At 36.2% G+C, this 14,045-nt stretch carries 14 protein-coding genes and 3 pseudogenes; 9 read left to right on the plus strand and 8 right to left on the minus strand.

Annotation, left to right across the window (positions count from 1 at the left end; all coding sequences use genetic code 11):
- The first annotated feature begins 3 nt into the window (after positions 1 to 3).
- The 5 genes from trpB to H5J24_RS14345 all read left to right on the plus strand — a co-directional run bounded on the left by trpB (position 4) and on the right by H5J24_RS14345 (position 4,296).
- Complete coding sequence (trpB, locus tag H5J24_RS14325; RefSeq protein WP_068942506.1) at positions 4 to 1,182, plus strand: tryptophan synthase subunit beta; 1,179 nt, start codon at positions 4 to 6, stop codon at positions 1,180 to 1,182.
- 86 nt (positions 1,183 to 1,268) lie between these two features.
- Entirely contained in the window at positions 1,269 to 2,003 is a 735-nt protein-coding gene (gene trpA / locus H5J24_RS14330) for a tryptophan synthase subunit alpha (RefSeq protein ID WP_068942504.1), read from the plus strand.
- Positions 2,004 to 2,034: 31 nt separating this feature from the next.
- Complete coding sequence (gene lipB, locus H5J24_RS14335) at positions 2,035 to 2,763, plus strand: lipoyl(octanoyl) transferase LipB (RefSeq protein WP_068942502.1); 729 nt, start codon at positions 2,035 to 2,037, stop codon at positions 2,761 to 2,763.
- A 203-nt stretch (positions 2,764 to 2,966) separates the two neighbouring features.
- Positions 2,967 to 3,914, plus strand: coding sequence for a protein-glutamine glutaminase (locus tag H5J24_RS14340; RefSeq protein WP_283250720.1), 948 nt, complete (start codon positions 2,967 to 2,969; stop codon positions 3,912 to 3,914).
- 70 nt (positions 3,915 to 3,984) lie between these two features.
- Complete coding sequence (locus H5J24_RS14345) at positions 3,985 to 4,296, plus strand: hypothetical protein (protein WP_068942498.1); 312 nt, start codon at positions 3,985 to 3,987, stop codon at positions 4,294 to 4,296.
- 23 nt (positions 4,297 to 4,319) lie between these two features.
- Here H5J24_RS14345 and H5J24_RS14350 read toward each other — a convergent pair.
- Positions 4,320 to 5,074: pseudogene (locus H5J24_RS14350) on the minus strand (SDR family oxidoreductase).
- Positions 5,075 to 5,318: 244 nt separating this feature from the next.
- Between H5J24_RS14350 and H5J24_RS14355 the strand changes: the two are divergent.
- The 4 genes and pseudogenes from H5J24_RS14355 to H5J24_RS14370 all read left to right on the plus strand — a co-directional run bounded on the left by H5J24_RS14355 (position 5,319) and on the right by H5J24_RS14370 (position 7,435).
- Positions 5,319 to 5,950: pseudogene (locus tag H5J24_RS14355) on the plus strand (NAD(P)H-dependent oxidoreductase).
- A 30-nt stretch (positions 5,951 to 5,980) separates the two neighbouring features.
- Positions 5,981 to 6,415, plus strand: a complete 435-nt coding sequence (locus H5J24_RS14360) for a MarR family winged helix-turn-helix transcriptional regulator (RefSeq protein WP_068942492.1) — start codon at positions 5,981 to 5,983, stop codon at positions 6,413 to 6,415.
- Positions 6,416 to 6,841, plus strand: a complete 426-nt coding sequence (locus H5J24_RS14365; RefSeq protein WP_068942490.1) for an organic hydroperoxide resistance protein — start codon at positions 6,416 to 6,418, stop codon at positions 6,839 to 6,841.
- Between the two features lie 147 nt (positions 6,842 to 6,988).
- Complete coding sequence (locus H5J24_RS14370) at positions 6,989 to 7,435, plus strand: hypothetical protein (protein WP_068942488.1); 447 nt, start codon at positions 6,989 to 6,991, stop codon at positions 7,433 to 7,435.
- Positions 7,436 to 7,688: 253 nt separating this feature from the next.
- Here H5J24_RS14370 and H5J24_RS14375 read toward each other — a convergent pair whose 3' ends face one another.
- The 7 genes and pseudogenes from H5J24_RS14375 to H5J24_RS14405 form a co-directional block, all read right to left on the minus strand.
- The gene (locus H5J24_RS14375) at positions 7,689 to 8,318 is read right to left on the minus strand and encodes a peptide deformylase (protein ID WP_068942486.1); all 630 of its coding nucleotides are present in this window, start codon (positions 8,316 to 8,318) and stop codon (positions 7,689 to 7,691) included.
- A 349-nt stretch (positions 8,319 to 8,667) separates the two neighbouring features.
- Positions 8,668 to 9,540, minus strand: a complete 873-nt coding sequence (locus H5J24_RS14380; protein WP_068942484.1) for a ChaN family lipoprotein — start codon at positions 9,538 to 9,540, stop codon at positions 8,668 to 8,670.
- Between the two features lie 138 nt (positions 9,541 to 9,678).
- The gene (locus H5J24_RS14385; protein WP_068942482.1) at positions 9,679 to 10,707 is read right to left on the minus strand and encodes a hemin-degrading factor; all 1,029 of its coding nucleotides are present in this window, start codon (positions 10,705 to 10,707) and stop codon (positions 9,679 to 9,681) included.
- Between the two features lie 4 nt (positions 10,708 to 10,711).
- Complete coding sequence (locus tag H5J24_RS14390) at positions 10,712 to 11,362, minus strand: class I SAM-dependent methyltransferase (RefSeq protein WP_068942480.1); 651 nt, start codon at positions 11,360 to 11,362, stop codon at positions 10,712 to 10,714.
- Positions 11,363 to 11,364: 2 nt separating this feature from the next.
- Positions 11,365 to 12,138 carry a heme ABC transporter ATP-binding protein gene (locus H5J24_RS14395; RefSeq protein ID WP_068942478.1) on the minus strand — a complete coding sequence of 258 codons (774 nt, stop codon included), beginning with the start codon at positions 12,136 to 12,138 and terminating at the stop codon, positions 11,365 to 11,367.
- Positions 12,138 to 13,178 (minus strand): FecCD family ABC transporter permease, encoded by a 1,041-nt coding sequence (locus tag H5J24_RS14400; RefSeq protein ID WP_082811138.1) that lies wholly within the window; start codon positions 13,176 to 13,178, stop codon positions 12,138 to 12,140. Before H5J24_RS14400 ends, H5J24_RS14395 begins: the two co-directional genes overlap by 1 nt.
- Positions 13,162 to 14,041: pseudogene (locus H5J24_RS14405) on the minus strand (heme/hemin ABC transporter substrate-binding protein). The gene H5J24_RS14400 and the pseudogene H5J24_RS14405 overlap by 17 nt, the downstream one beginning before the upstream one ends.
- Positions 14,042 to 14,045 lie beyond the last annotated feature (4 nt).

Genomic DNA, 14,045 nt, shown 5'->3' on the forward strand with positions numbered 1-14,045 from the left:
GAAATGAATTATAAAAATCCTGATGAACACGGATATTATGGAGAATTTGGAGGAGCTTTTATCCCCGAAATGCTTTATCCGAATGTAGAAGAATTACAAAAGAATTATCTTGAAATCATTGAGTCCAAGGACTTCCAGAATGAATATCAGGATTTGCTTACAAATTATGTAGGCAGAGCAACCCCATTGTACTTTGCTAAAAACCTAAGTGAAAAATACAATACCAAGATCTATTTAAAACGGGAAGATCTTAACCATACCGGAGCTCATAAGATCAATAATGCTCTAGGACAGGTTCTTCTGGCAAAACGCCTTGGAAAAACAAGAATTATAGCAGAAACCGGAGCTGGGCAACATGGTGTAGCTACTGCAACTGCCTGTGCACTGCTTGGTCTTGAATGCATCGTTTATATGGGTGAAATTGATATTCGGAGACAGGCACCTAATGTAGCGAGAATGAAAATGCTGGGTGCAGAAGTGGTAGCAGCTACTTCAGGATCAAAAACCCTTAAAGATGCTGTAAATGAAGCTTTAAGAGACTGGATCAACAATCCTGTCACTACCCATTATGTGATTGGAAGTGTGGTGGGACCTCATCCTTTCCCGGACCTTGTCGCAAGATTTCAAAGTATTATTTCAAAAGAAATCAAGGAGCAGCTTAAAGAGAAAATAGGAAGAGAAAATCCGGATTATGTGATTGCCTGTGTTGGAGGCGGAAGTAATGCTGCCGGAACATTCTACCATTTTGTAGATGAAAAAGAAGTGAAAATTATTGCTGCTGAAGCCGGAGGACTTGGTGTTGGCTCAGGGAAGTCTGCCGCTACTACATTTCTGGGAACTCTTGGAGTACTTCACGGTAGCAAAAGCTTGGTGATGCAAACGGAAGACGGACAGGTTATTGAACCACATTCTATCTCTGCAGGATTAGATTACCCTGGAATAGGACCTTTTCATGCCAACTTATTTAAAGAAAAAAGAGCTGAATTTTTCAGCATCAATGATGATGAAGCTTTGAAATGCGCTTTTGAACTTACCAAACTGGAAGGAATTATTCCTGCCCTTGAAAGCTCTCATGCTTTGGCTGTTTTAGACAAGAAGAAATTCAAAGAAGATGATATTGTTGTCATTTGCTTAAGCGGCCGTGGTGATAAGGATATGGAAACGTATCTGAAAAATTTGTAAAATGTAAAAAGTATTCATGTAACACAACTTTAAGAGATAAAACCAGGTAAATACATTTTACATGAATACATCAATACAATAAAAAAATGAAAAAACTAAATATATACTTCACCGCAGGAATCCCACAACTGGAAGATACTGCAGACATTATACAACTTATCCAGGATTCAGGAGCAGATATGATTGAAATCGGAATGCCTTATTCTGATCCTGTAGCTGACGGTCCAGTGATTCAAAAAGCCCATGAGCTTGCCCTTCAAAACGGGATGACTATTGAAAAGCTTTTTTCTCAGTTAAAAACGATAAAAGATAAAATAAAAGTTCCGATTATTTTAATGGGTTATATCAATCCTGTATTGAGCTTTGGTTTTGAAAATTTCTGTAAAGAATGTTCAGAAAGCGGAGTTTCAGGACTTATTCTTCCAGACCTTCCTCCTATTGAATTTGAAAAAAACTATCAACATATTCTGAAAAAGTACAACCTTAATTTCACATTTTTAGTAACTCCGGAAACTTCAGATGATAGAATACAGTATCTGGATTCACTAAGTTCAGGATTTCTTTATGCAGTAAGCTCATCTTCCACTACCGGAAACGAAAATACGGTTCTAAAGAATGAAAACTACCTCACCAGATTAGCAGAACTTCCTCTTAAAAATCCTGTCATGATCGGTTTCGGAATAAAATCAAAGGCAGATTTTGAAAATGTGACTGAAAAAGCAGCTGGAGGAATCATTGGGACAGCCTTTGTGAATGTTTTGCTTCAGGATAAAGATTGGAAGAAAAGTGCCATAGATTTTATCCATTCCATAAAAGCTTAAAATTCACTAAATTTGTATATCAAAAATTGAAATGAATACAAATCAAAATAAATCAGTAGAATTTGAAGATTTAGGTATTAAAGAATATCAGCCTGCATGGGATTATCAGGAGAAACTGATGAAAGATATTATTGATACTAAAATTAAGAACCGCGATCTGCCTGCAGAACAGCATATCACTACCTCGAACCACCTTCTTTTTGTAGAACATCCTCATGTATATACATTAGGAAAAAGCGGGCACGAAGAAAATATGCTGGCCGGAATGGATAAGCTTAAGGAATTAGAAGCTACTTATGTAAAAACCAACCGTGGTGGTGATATTACGTACCATGGCTATGGTCAGATCGTCGGCTATCCTGTTTTAGACCTTGAAAACTTCTTTACAGATATTCATTTATATATGAGAAATCTTGAAGAGGTGATCATCAGAACGATTGCTGAATATGGACTGAAAGGAGAACGTTCTCCTGGAGAAACCGGTGTTTGGCTGGATGTTGGAAAACCTTATGCAAGAAAGATGTGTGCAATGGGAGTTAAAGCTTCCCGATGGGTAACTTTACACGGCTTTGCCCTGAATGTAAATACAGATATGCGTTACTTTGAATACATTATTCCGTGTGGCATCAAAGATAAACAGGTTACTTCTTTAAAAAGAGAACTTGAAAGAGAATTGACACCGGAAGAAATGGAAGATATAAAAGCCAAAATCAGAAAGCATTTTGCTGATGTATTCCAGGCTGAATTGATTTACAAATAAATTTAAATTTTAAATATCATAATCCCTATGCAGTTGATGTATAGGGATTTTTTTTTGAATTATTTTCAAATATTAATTATTTTTTGAAAAAATTACTTGCATATATTTGAATTTTTCATAATTTTAATATCACTAAATAGTGAATAACAGAATGCTATTTAGAAAATTATTAACCACCAAAATATAAGAACTATGAAAAATTTTTGCTATCCATGATGGTATTTGTCTCCGTACTATCCATCAACTCCTGTTCAGATTCCAATGCGAATCAGGAAACTGTAAATCAACAAACTAAAGAAACTGCCATGAAAGAGTTCGGAAGAACTGTTCCGGTAGGTATTGACAAAGAAAACGGAAGCTACAAAGTTTCCTTTATTCTTTCAGCACAACCTTACCTAATTAAAGATACTGAGGAAAATGCATCTTATATTTCTATGATTAGCCAGGCTGTAAAAAATGAATCTCCGGTTCATATTTTCCTTAAAGCTAATTCCAACGAAATTGCAAAAGTAGAAAGCCCAACCCTGGAAGATATCAGATTTTTTAAATCAGCTTTAACAAAAGAAGAGAAAACAGGCAATGAAGCATCAAGAAAATTAACCAGTGTTATTCCTGATCTGGCTACTTTAAACAGCCTGTTTACCCAAATCAAAAACCAGTCTTGCGGAACTTCCACAGCTTCTTCTCCGTGTATCACTTTCAGATATCCTGTAGACGGATGCTATGCAAGAGCTCACAAAATGAGACAGATCCTAAACAATGCCGGATATGAGTGTGAAAAACAGTTCGTATATGGAAACTTAAGGGCTTCTACCGGTACTTGCTGCGTATCATGGGTGTATCATGTTGCCATTCTTGTAAGCTTTAAAAATGCTTCCGGAGTGGTTGAAAAAAGAATTATTGACCCTTCTCTAAATTCAACAGGTCCTATTACTGATACTGCATGGAGAGCTGCATGTACTAATTCTACCTGTGGTTCTACTTCTGTTTCTTCCTATGCTAACACAGCCGGAAATGTTTACTACAGAAGTCCATCAGGTTCTTTATTGTATGATAACAATCTGGTAAATACCAATTGTACATTAACAGCATTCTCAGCTCTTTCAGGTTGTTCTGCACCTGTACCTAGCACAGCACACTGTGGGTTCTAACTAACTTTATTATATAGCTCCTGCATTTATTTATATATTGCAGGAGCTCTTTAATCAACAATTTATTCTTATGAAAGTCTGGACTTATTTATTATTACTGTTTACCATGATCACATCCTGCTCTTCTAACTCTGAATCCCAGAAATTAACCTGGTATAATAATGCTACGATCAACAATATTCTTGAAGATCCGGATAAACCGGAAGAAGTGGTGCGTGTGGCTATTGGCATAAGTGCACAGGTTTTTTATATTTCAAAAAAATCTCCTGACTATAAAACTTTGATAGAAAAAGCTAATCTAAGCTTTAAAAAAGGGAAAGCCTACAATATTGGAATTGAAAATAAAACCAATATGGTCAAAGAGATTAATGAAGTGAAATAAGTAAAATCATTGCCAGTTTCGATCTACGACCTTATGACAGAAATTCCGGCATCTACCCTGATTTCTGCACCATGAATGTAGGATGCCTCATCTGAAGCCAGAAACAGAACCGCATTGGCAATTTCCTCAGGATCACCCTGTCTTTTGAAAGGGATTGTAGGGATAATATCCTCCACTGCAGCATCAATTTGTTCAGGCTCCAACCCTGTATTATTAAAAATATTGGTTTTGATATGCCCTGGGCTTACTCCATTCACACGGATACCACGTTCTGTAAGTTCTACTGCAAATGTTTTGATGAAAGACTGCACTGCCGATTTCGCTGCTGAATACACCGAAAAACTATTCATCGCAATTTCTGTAGCTACAGAAGTGTTAAAAATAACCGAACTTCCGTTTTTCATCAAAGGAAGCAGCTGCTGAACAGTAAAAAAGGACCTTTTACCAATACATTAAAAAGTTCATCAAAATGGCTTTCATCTACATTTTCTACGGGAGCGAATTTTCCATAGCCTGCATTGGCAAAAATAACATCTACTTGTTCTGTATATTCTCTTACCTCTTGCAGTAAATTCAATAGATCCTGCATATTTCCTGCATTGGAAACGATTCCAAAAGCATTCTTACCTAATTTTTCCAAAGCTTTATCAATGGTTTCTTCACTTCGTCCAGTGATAATGACACGCCCTCCCTCTTCTATAAATTTTTGAGCGGTAGCTAATCCCATCCCATTTGTTCCACCTGTAATGACTGCTGTTTTGTTTTTAAATCTCTGCATTGTTTTTAGTTTAAAATTCTAGGGCAAAGATTAGAATCCTTATGATGGAAAAAAATCCGAATCATGCTGAAATATAAGAATTCGATTCACTTTCTTTTATAAAATAAATAATAGTCATCAATAAAATCTTTCGATATTAAATTGTGCACAATTTAATTGTCTATATATTTGCATAGTTAATTCATCATAACGCAAAATTTGAAACTCAATAATTGTCAAATAGTTTAATTTAAAATAAAAGAAAATGTCATTAATAGAAGACTTGAACTGGAGACATGCTGTAAAAGCCTATGACCCAACTAAAAAAGTATCAACTGAAGATTTGAACACCATTCTGGAAGCAGCAAGATTAGCTCCTACTTCATCGGGATTACAGCCTTTCCGTATTATCGTAGTAGAAAATCAGGACTTAAAAGAACAAATGGTTGCTGGGGCTTTAAATCCAGAAGTGATGAGAGACTCTTCTCATGTTTTAGTTTTTGCTGCATGGGACAGCTACTCCAATGAAAAGATAGATAAGGTATATGATCATCATACTGATGTAAGAGAACTTCCAAGAGGTCGTTTCGGGAGCTACACAGATAAGATCAAAGAAATGTACGGAGCACAGACTCCTGAGCAGCACTTTGCACACACAGCCCGCCAGACCTATATTGCTTTAGGAATTGCTCTTGCACAGGCTGCAGAACTTAAAATAGACAGTACACCGGCAGAAGGATTCAATAATGCAGTGGTAGATGAAGTACTGGGATTAAAAGAATTAGGTTTAAAAAGTGTAAGTCTTTTATACCTTGGATACCGTGACGAAGCCAATGACTGGCTGTCTTCTATGAAAAAGTCCGTATCCCAATGGATGAATTTATCGTTAAAAAGTAATACCTTCACGAATCTTTCGTACTTTATATTATGGAACATTCAAATACACCCAAATTAGAAAACCAGATCTGCTTTCCCTTATATGTAATTGCCAAAGAAATTACCGGATTATACCGCCCTTTCCTTGATGAGCTGGACATCACTTACCCACAATATCTCGTTATGATTGTATTATGGAATGGTGACGGGCTTACTGTAAGCCATATCGGAGAAAAACTTTTTCTGGATAGCGGAACATTAACTCCCCTTCTCAAAAGACTGGAAGCAAAAGGGTTTATTACAAGAAAACGTAAAAAAGAAGACGAAAGAGTTGTTGAAGTATTTTTAGATGAAGCCGGAAAACAGCTTCAGAAAAAGGCCTGCGAAATTCCAGGAAAAATCCAGGAAAAAATCGGGATACAGCCTGAAGAACTGTTGGAACTTAAAGAAACAGTATTAAAAATATTAAACAAAATAGAAAAATAAATGAAAACGTTATATACAACAAAAGTTACTGCTACAGGCGGAAGAAACGGACATGTAAAGAGTGAAAACGGAGTGTTGGATCTTGAAGTAAAAATGCCTAAAGCGCTAGGAGGTGCGAATGATGACTTCACCAATCCTGAAATGCTTTTTGCAGCGGGATATTCTGCATGCTTTGACAGTGCTTTGAACAGAGTGATCAGCCTGGGTAAAGTGAAAACCGGAGAAACAACTGTTACTGCTCAAGTGAGCATCGGACAGATTGAAAACGGAGGTTTCGGACTGGCTGTGGAATTGGATGTGAATATTCCGGGAGTTTCTCTTGAAGAAGCACAATCCTTAACGGAGAAGGCCCACCAGATCTGCCCTTATTCTAATGCTACAAGAAACAATATTGAGGTTAAGCTTTCTGTAACCAACAACGATTAATCCAATTTTTTTATAATTATATTTGAAATGAGCTGTTTTCGTAATGAAAACAGCTCATTTTTATTTTTAACCACAGATTTTCTCAGATCCTCACAAATCATTGAATATATTTTAATACTAAATTTGTGAAGGTTATACTTAAAAAAAATGGAAATAATTAGAGATATCGTTTGTCAGGTTTATGCAGGAGAAAAATCAAAAAATATAATTGATCTTGTACTCGACACATTCATTCCTGATTATGAAAAATTAAATACAGATTATACTTTCCCTCCCAATAATAAAGATTATGTATTTACCACCGAAATTGAAATGGTAAATTATTTTATTGAAAATAAAGGACTAAATCAAAGTTTTTATTGGAATAAATCCCTTCATAATCCTTATAGAATAATGATTGGAGCCAATATTACGGAGGATGATAAGTTAATTATTAGCCTTACCTTGGATGCCAACGAAGAAACTATCCAAACCTATTTCAATAAGCTTAAGGAAATTTTAGAGTCTGATATTGGTATTATATCTTATATTAATCCTGCCGAATATGAAAATGGTGAAGACTTCATTTTACGATATAAAACAAATAATATGTAAAGTAGTCTTACTCTTTATCTTTAACCAGAGATTTTCTCAGATAGGCACAGATGATTGCGGATATTCCCAATTCAAAATTTATGATATTCGTGCTAGATATTAGTGGAGTTTGTGTTTTCTTAAACGCAAAGTTTTATTTTTTGCAATGCTTTATTTTTAAATGAGCAAAGAGTGAATCGATGTATCGATTGGATGAAGCAACTTGTATAGCTGACGCTTCATTACTCATTACTCATTACTCATCAATTGATAGTTATCTCTTATTCTGATCACTTTTCTGGTACGCGTCTACCCTTTTATAGGAATCATTTTTCTCTTTTTCTTTTTTGTCAGAAATCAAAATTCCGAACAGGTGATCAATTTCGTGTTGGAAGATGACAGCCGTGAAGCCTTCTACGATTTCTGAATACTTTTGTCCTTTTAAGTCTACATATTCAAGCTGAATAACTTTGCTTCTGTAAAACTGGTCTCTGAAATCAGGAATTGATAAGTCCCCTTCAGGCCCGAGATTTTGCAGATCAGATCTCCAAACTATCACTGGATTGATAAAATATTCCAAAGGTGTTCCAGCTTTGTCAAAACGCTGAACCCAAATCACTTTTCTATTAATACCCACCTGTGGAGCTGCAATACCTACTCCACCATCCGTTGAAAGAAGAGATTCTTTCATTCTCTTCACCAAAACAGCGGTGTTAGGATCAGTTGCATTGATTTCTGAGGAAAGGTTCAGTAGGATTTTATGCTGATGATCATCAGTAGTCTGATAAATAGATAATGCAGAGTTTATATCTCCTGTATTGATAAGAGACACTTCGTCTGATGTCAATTTCTGAGCATTACAGAATCCTACAAAAAGAATCAATAGAATGGATAGTTTTTTCATTTTAACTGGAATGTTGTACAAAGGTAGAGATTGTCTGGTAAAAATGGATCATTGTGTCAGGATTTTAGAGCTGGAAGAGGGAGGCTGGGAGTTACTATTGGACCTTTGATTTTATGGGGTGGTTATTATTATTCTTAGGTTTTGGCTAAAGCCTTTGGACTTTTTTATATAAAAAGAAGAGGCTGTCTCAAAAGGTAAACTAACGCTCCGAGAATCTCCTAAACAACAAAAGTTGTCAGACAGGAGTTCGAGAGAGGGGGTACTTTTGAGACAGCCTCTTCCTATTGAATTTGATATTGTTCTGATTATTTAAAAATCTGCGAAATCTGTGTGATCTGCGAGAAAAAAATTAAAAAGTCTTCGTCATATCTGTAGGAATGATCAGGTTAAATTCTGTCGGGATATAATCTTTTGCAGGTACTTTCAATTCAGGATCATCAGATTCAAAAACAGAAATTACAGCCATTTTCAGATTAGGGTTTTTCTGTTTAATATACCAATAGGTTCCTCCAAATTCTTTACTGTGATAGTTCCCGTTATAGTGGATGAACGTCTTTCCTGATTGGATGTTTTTCAGAATAGACTCAGCCATTGTTGCATCTTTCACAGCCTGTGCTGAAATAAAGTTCATCACCTTTGTCCCTTCTGCATGGTCGCCCATCATGGCTTTCATTTCAGGATAACCAGGAGTATCCAAGGTTACTTTGATCGGTAATTGAGCAATGTATGTCTTCTCTTTATCACTTAATGTATTCAAAGACTCTATTCCTTCTTTTGCGGTTTGTGAGGCATACCTTCTCGGAATATTGGTGGCAATGAAGTTCAGTTTTTTATTCTTTGCAAAATCTACGAGTGGCTTATAGTCTGTTGCATAATTATTCCATAGACGGGCTGAATCTTTCAGTGTTTTTGCATCAAACTTTCCATTTAAATATTGGTTCAACTGAGCCTGGTTGTCTCTTTCAAACATTTCAGCACCTAAAATAAGCTGACCATTTTTCTTTTCAAACAAAGCTTCTGTGATTTTAAGCTGCAGCCAGTGATTGATGGAACTGTTATGATTTTCACCAAAGAAAACAACATCATAATCTGCCAATTCCTTCACCAATTTATCCGTTTTTACTTCTTTCCCTTTTTGGTCATAAAACTGATAGGCTTTAAAGTTCTGTGCATTGAGTGAACAGAAACCCGCCAGCAAAATCGCTATGAAAATATTCTTCATTTTTTATCTTTAGTATTTTAATTTAGCTACAAATTACATAATATTCTGGGGCTTTTTACAATGCCGGCCAAAATCCAAAAGAAAAAGACCGCCTTGAATTTTACAAACAAAACGGCCTCTCTTAAAATCATCTAATTATTATTGTTCAAGAGTTGCTACAAGATCTTTCCATTCCTGAAGTTCTGGAATTCCAGGTTTTCTTTTTCCAAAGAACTGAACAATGAAGTCTCCTTCTTTATTGAATACTTCAATCGCTGTAACTTCTCCGTCTTCAGTCGGTTTTTTCACGATCCATGCTTCTGCAATTTTCGTTACATCAAGGTGAAGGTTGAAATCAGGATCCATTACATTGAACCATTGCTGGTGCCAAAGTGTTTTCTTCACGTTTCCTGTGTGAATCTGGATAATTCCTCTGTTTCCTACGAAAACCATGATGGGTGTACCTTTTTCTGAAGCTTCTTCAAGAATATTAACTACTTTTGAGTTATCAATTTTTTGAGTAAAACCTTCCGGAGCCAGTCTCAGGGCCTGAGTTCTGCTTACTCCAAATTTTCTGGTCATCATGAAGAAATCGTGAGTATCTTTTAATTCTGTCCACGCTTTTTTAAATCCTTCAACATCGATTTCAGTATCTGCCTTTTCTGGTTGTTTTGGAGTTACTGCTTCAAAGTTGAATATTGGGTTCTGATCTTCTGCCTTGAATTTTTCAACAACAGCATCGAAAGCAGCTTCTTCACTATTCTTTGTAAGATAGATCTTATGCAATGCCAATCCGTCTTTTCCAAAAAACTGAAGACTTTTCTTATCTCCTTCTACTACTGCAAAAGCAAATTTCCAATGGTTAAGGAAAATTCTAAGATCAATATCTTCTCCTACAAATAGCTGAGCATGAGGGCTGCTGAAATCTCCATTCTGGTAAATTCCTTTTCTTTCATGAACACACTCATCATTGCGGGTAAGGGCCATTACTTTTCCTAATTTTTCTGCTTCTGTAAGAATTCCCGGAAAATCTGGGTTTAGCACAATTACTCCTTCTCCAATCCCAGTTGCCAGTAATGCAGCTTCGCTTACACCAAATTGTGCCGCAGCATTTCTTATTCTTACATGTGGATTTTCAGCTTTCAGAGCCTCCCACTTTTCCTTTAAATCATTCACTAATATGCTCATTATTTTATTTTTTTATTGTTAAAATTGTATAGATTCTTTGTATCGTTTCGTTTCCTGTTTTGCTTTTTATCTGCTCTTCTTTTTCAGAAGTCTTCATTCTTTTAAAATGACTTTTTGAGACCAATTCTTCCATCTCATCATTGTTATAAAGATTGAAATCATATGCTGTAAAAGGTAGTTTTTCCATGAAATCTCTTTGTCCGAAAGTCAGTACAAATGTTCCGTTATCCTTTAAAACCCTGAAAATTTCATTTAAAAAATCGACTGGATTTTTCCAGAAATAAACGGTATTGACTGTAAATATTTTATCAAAGGTCTCATCTTCAAAAGGAAGTTTTGTTCCTTTATATAAAACAAAGTCTGCCTGGCTTTCAAATTCCTGATTCAATCTTTTAGCTTCGCTATGCATGGTTTCCGAAATATCAATTCCTGTATATTTCAGCCCTTTGGCCAGACTAAAAATATTCTTCAGGTGTCCTGCATTTCCGTGTCCTATTTCAAGAATACGTTCATCATCTTCTATCAGAAGAGCTCTGATACTCTCTAACGTCATACTGATGTTAGTAGCATTCATCATTTCACCAATCTCAATGCCTTTTTCTCCTTCGGGATTGGCAAGATGCCGGGCAAGGATTTTTAATTCGTCTTTTTCCATGGTTATCCGAAAATGATCATTGGGTTATTCGTAATAGGGTGTTCGCAGATGGTGCATGGAAAGTTATAAGCATGGCTGATATTTTCAGCTGTAAAAACGTCCTGTGGAGTTCCATAAGCAGAAACCTGTCCTGATTTCATCAATAAAATTTTATCTGCAAACTGAGCCGCAAGATTCAGATCATGAAGAACAACAATCGCGCTGTTTGCTTTCTTGGTAAAATTTTTGATAATTTCAAGTGCCTTATACTGATGTTTGATATCCAGATTATTCAGAGGTTCATCCAGAAAAACCAATTTGTGGGCAATATCATTTTCCAGCTGTGCCATTACTCTTGAAAGATGCACACGTTGCTTTTCTCCTCCTGAAAGAGAGTTGTATTCCCTTTCTTTAAGATGAAAAATATCTGTTTCATACATTTTATTGTTCATGGCTTCAAGATCTGCTTTTCCGGGCTGTGCATCAAAATAAGGATACCTTCCCATCATCACTACATCTTTCACCTCAAGAGGAATATCGTTGCTGTTATGCTGTGAAAACTTGGCTTTATGTATAGAAAGTTCTTTTACATTCCAGTCTTCAATAGGTTTATCTTTAAATAATACTTTTCGCTTTTCAGATTTCACTTCATGAGCCAAAACACTTAAAAGACTTGATTTTCCCGCCCCATTGGGACCTACAATGGCTAAAAACTCACCATATTCCAATGAGACATCTACCCCATCCAGAATACGGAATTCTTTGTGCCTATAGTTAATTTGATGTGCTTTGATCATTACAGTGATTTTTTAAATTTAACCAAAATAGCAATAAAAATAGGTCCTCCCATTAAAGCGGTCAAAATCCCGATTGGCAATTCCGAAGGCTCTACAATACTTCTGCTGAATGTATCGGCCGTCAGGAGTAAGATACTTCCAAATACGGCAGACAAAGGCAGAATAAAAGTATAATTGGATTTGAATAATAATCTTAAAATATAAGGTACTATAAGACCTACAAAACCAATAGTTCCTGAAAATGCTACACAGCTTCCCACCATCAATGCCACAATGATAATGATCTGCTTTTTCAGTCTTTCTACATTGATCCCTAAATGCTGAGCATCTTTCTCTCCCAGCATCATGGCATTCAAAGCTTTTCCTTTAGGCAGTAAAATAACATAGGCTCCAATCATTACAATGGCTAGAATAATATTCTTTGTCCATGTTGCGGCAGCTAAACTTCCCAAATTCCAGAATGTAAGATCTCTAAGCTGCTCATCTTTCGATACATAGATTAAGAAACCTGTAATAGAAAAGCCTATTGCCGTAATAGCAACACCTGTCAACAACATCATCACTACATTGGTCTTTCCGCCGCTTGTTGAAATTCTATATACCAGCATCATGGATAAGAAAGATCCTATAAAAGCAGAAATCCCTACCAGCGAAAATTGTACGGCTTCAGGAAGGTATTCTTTAAAATGTCCTCCCAAAACAATGGCTATGGCGGCCAATAATGTAGCACCTGACGTAAGACCTATTAAATCTCCCGTAGCCAAAGGGTTTTTAAAAAGCCCCTGCAGGCTTGTTCCTGAAACAGACAACATACTTCCAATTAAAACGGCCATAACGATCCTGGCTGCCCGTACATCCCAAACTACATATTTATCACTCAATGATAAACCGGAATCTCCCTGTATTACTTTTCCTAAAACGTTAAATGCAGATTTACCACCAAAATCGTAAACCCCTGTATTAATGGACCATACTGCTATAGCAACAAGCAGTATGATACTTATTGTCATGTAAAAGTATAATTTACTTTGTGTTCTCAATTAAAAGTTTGTTTAATCCAACTGCTGCTTCTCCTAGTCTTGGTCCGAAACCTGAAACTAAGCCTCCATCCATTGCGATGATCTTCTTATTTTTTCCGGCATTGGTCTGGGAAACTCCCGGCATCTTCAATGCTCCTTCGTTTCCTCCTGCTCCTTGTAATCCTGTTTCAAAGAAAAACAATACATCAGGATTAGCTTTCACCACTGCTTCCGGAGTTAATGGTTTGAAATCTTCAAATTCATTCACGGCATTTTCTCCACCTGCCAAATTAATTAAAGCAGCCATTGGAGTATTTTTTACCTGCTACCATCAACATGTTTCCTCTTGCGTAAATAAATAATACTTTAGGTTTTTTAGCTATTGGCTGAACCTGTTTCAGGTCTGCATCTATTTTATCAGTTAATTTCTTATAATCTGTATTTCCGATAGCTTTTGCTACCTCTTCAATCAGCTTTTTAGTGCCATCAACTGTATATTCCTGCTTAAAAACCTCTGCTTTGATTCCGGATGATTTGATTTTCCCCATTAGTTCTGGGTTGATGTCCTTATCTGACGCTAGAATTAAAGTAGGTTTTACTGCCATAATCGGCTCAATCGTTATAGATCTTACATGTCCAAGATTTTCAGCGGTAGCTTTTAAGCTTGCTGGATACGTACTGGTAACATCTGTTCCTACAATTTCTTTTTCATGTCCCAAAGCACTTACAATCTCTGTGATTCCTCCGCTTAGGGTTACAATTTTATTATTGCTTTTTGGAGCTTCAGAGGCAGCCTCTGTTGTATTTTTCTTTTTTGCACCTTCTTCTTTTTTGCAAGAATACACTGCTACAAGAACAGAAGCTGCAAGGATAAATTTCTTCATGATA

It is taken from the genome of Chryseobacterium capnotolerans, from assembly GCF_021278965.1.
GTDB lineage: Bacteria > Bacteroidota > Bacteroidia > Flavobacteriales > Weeksellaceae > Chryseobacterium > Chryseobacterium capnotolerans.

Coding starts and splice junctions, on each gene's coding strand:
- trpB (WP_068942506.1), top strand. CDS start 4: ATGAATTATAAAAATCCTGATGAACACGGATATTATGGAGAATTTGGA.
- trpA (WP_068942504.1), top strand. CDS start 1,269: ATGAAAAAACTAAATATATACTTCACCGCAGGAATCCCACAACTGGAA.
- lipB (WP_068942502.1), top strand. CDS start 2,035: ATGAATACAAATCAAAATAAATCAGTAGAATTTGAAGATTTAGGTATT.
- H5J24_RS14345 (WP_068942498.1), top strand. CDS start 3,985: ATGAAAGTCTGGACTTATTTATTATTACTGTTTACCATGATCACATCC.
- H5J24_RS14360 (WP_068942492.1), top strand. CDS start 5,981: ATGGAACATTCAAATACACCCAAATTAGAAAACCAGATCTGCTTTCCC.
- H5J24_RS14365 (WP_068942490.1), top strand. CDS start 6,416: ATGAAAACGTTATATACAACAAAAGTTACTGCTACAGGCGGAAGAAAC.
- H5J24_RS14370 (WP_068942488.1), top strand. CDS start 6,989: ATGGAAATAATTAGAGATATCGTTTGTCAGGTTTATGCAGGAGAAAAA.
- H5J24_RS14375 (WP_068942486.1), bottom strand. CDS start 8,318: ATGAAAAAACTATCCATTCTATTGATTCTTTTTGTAGGATTCTGTAAT.
- H5J24_RS14380 (WP_068942484.1), bottom strand. CDS start 9,540: ATGAAGAATATTTTCATAGCGATTTTGCTGGCGGGTTTCTGTTCACTC.
- H5J24_RS14385 (WP_068942482.1), bottom strand. CDS start 10,707: ATGAGCATATTAGTGAATGATTTAAAGGAAAAGTGGGAGGCTCTGAAA.
- H5J24_RS14390 (WP_068942480.1), bottom strand. CDS start 11,362: ATGGAAAAAGACGAATTAAAAATCCTTGCCCGGCATCTTGCCAATCCC.
- H5J24_RS14395 (WP_068942478.1), bottom strand. CDS start 12,138: ATGATCAAAGCACATCAAATTAACTATAGGCACAAAGAATTCCGTATT.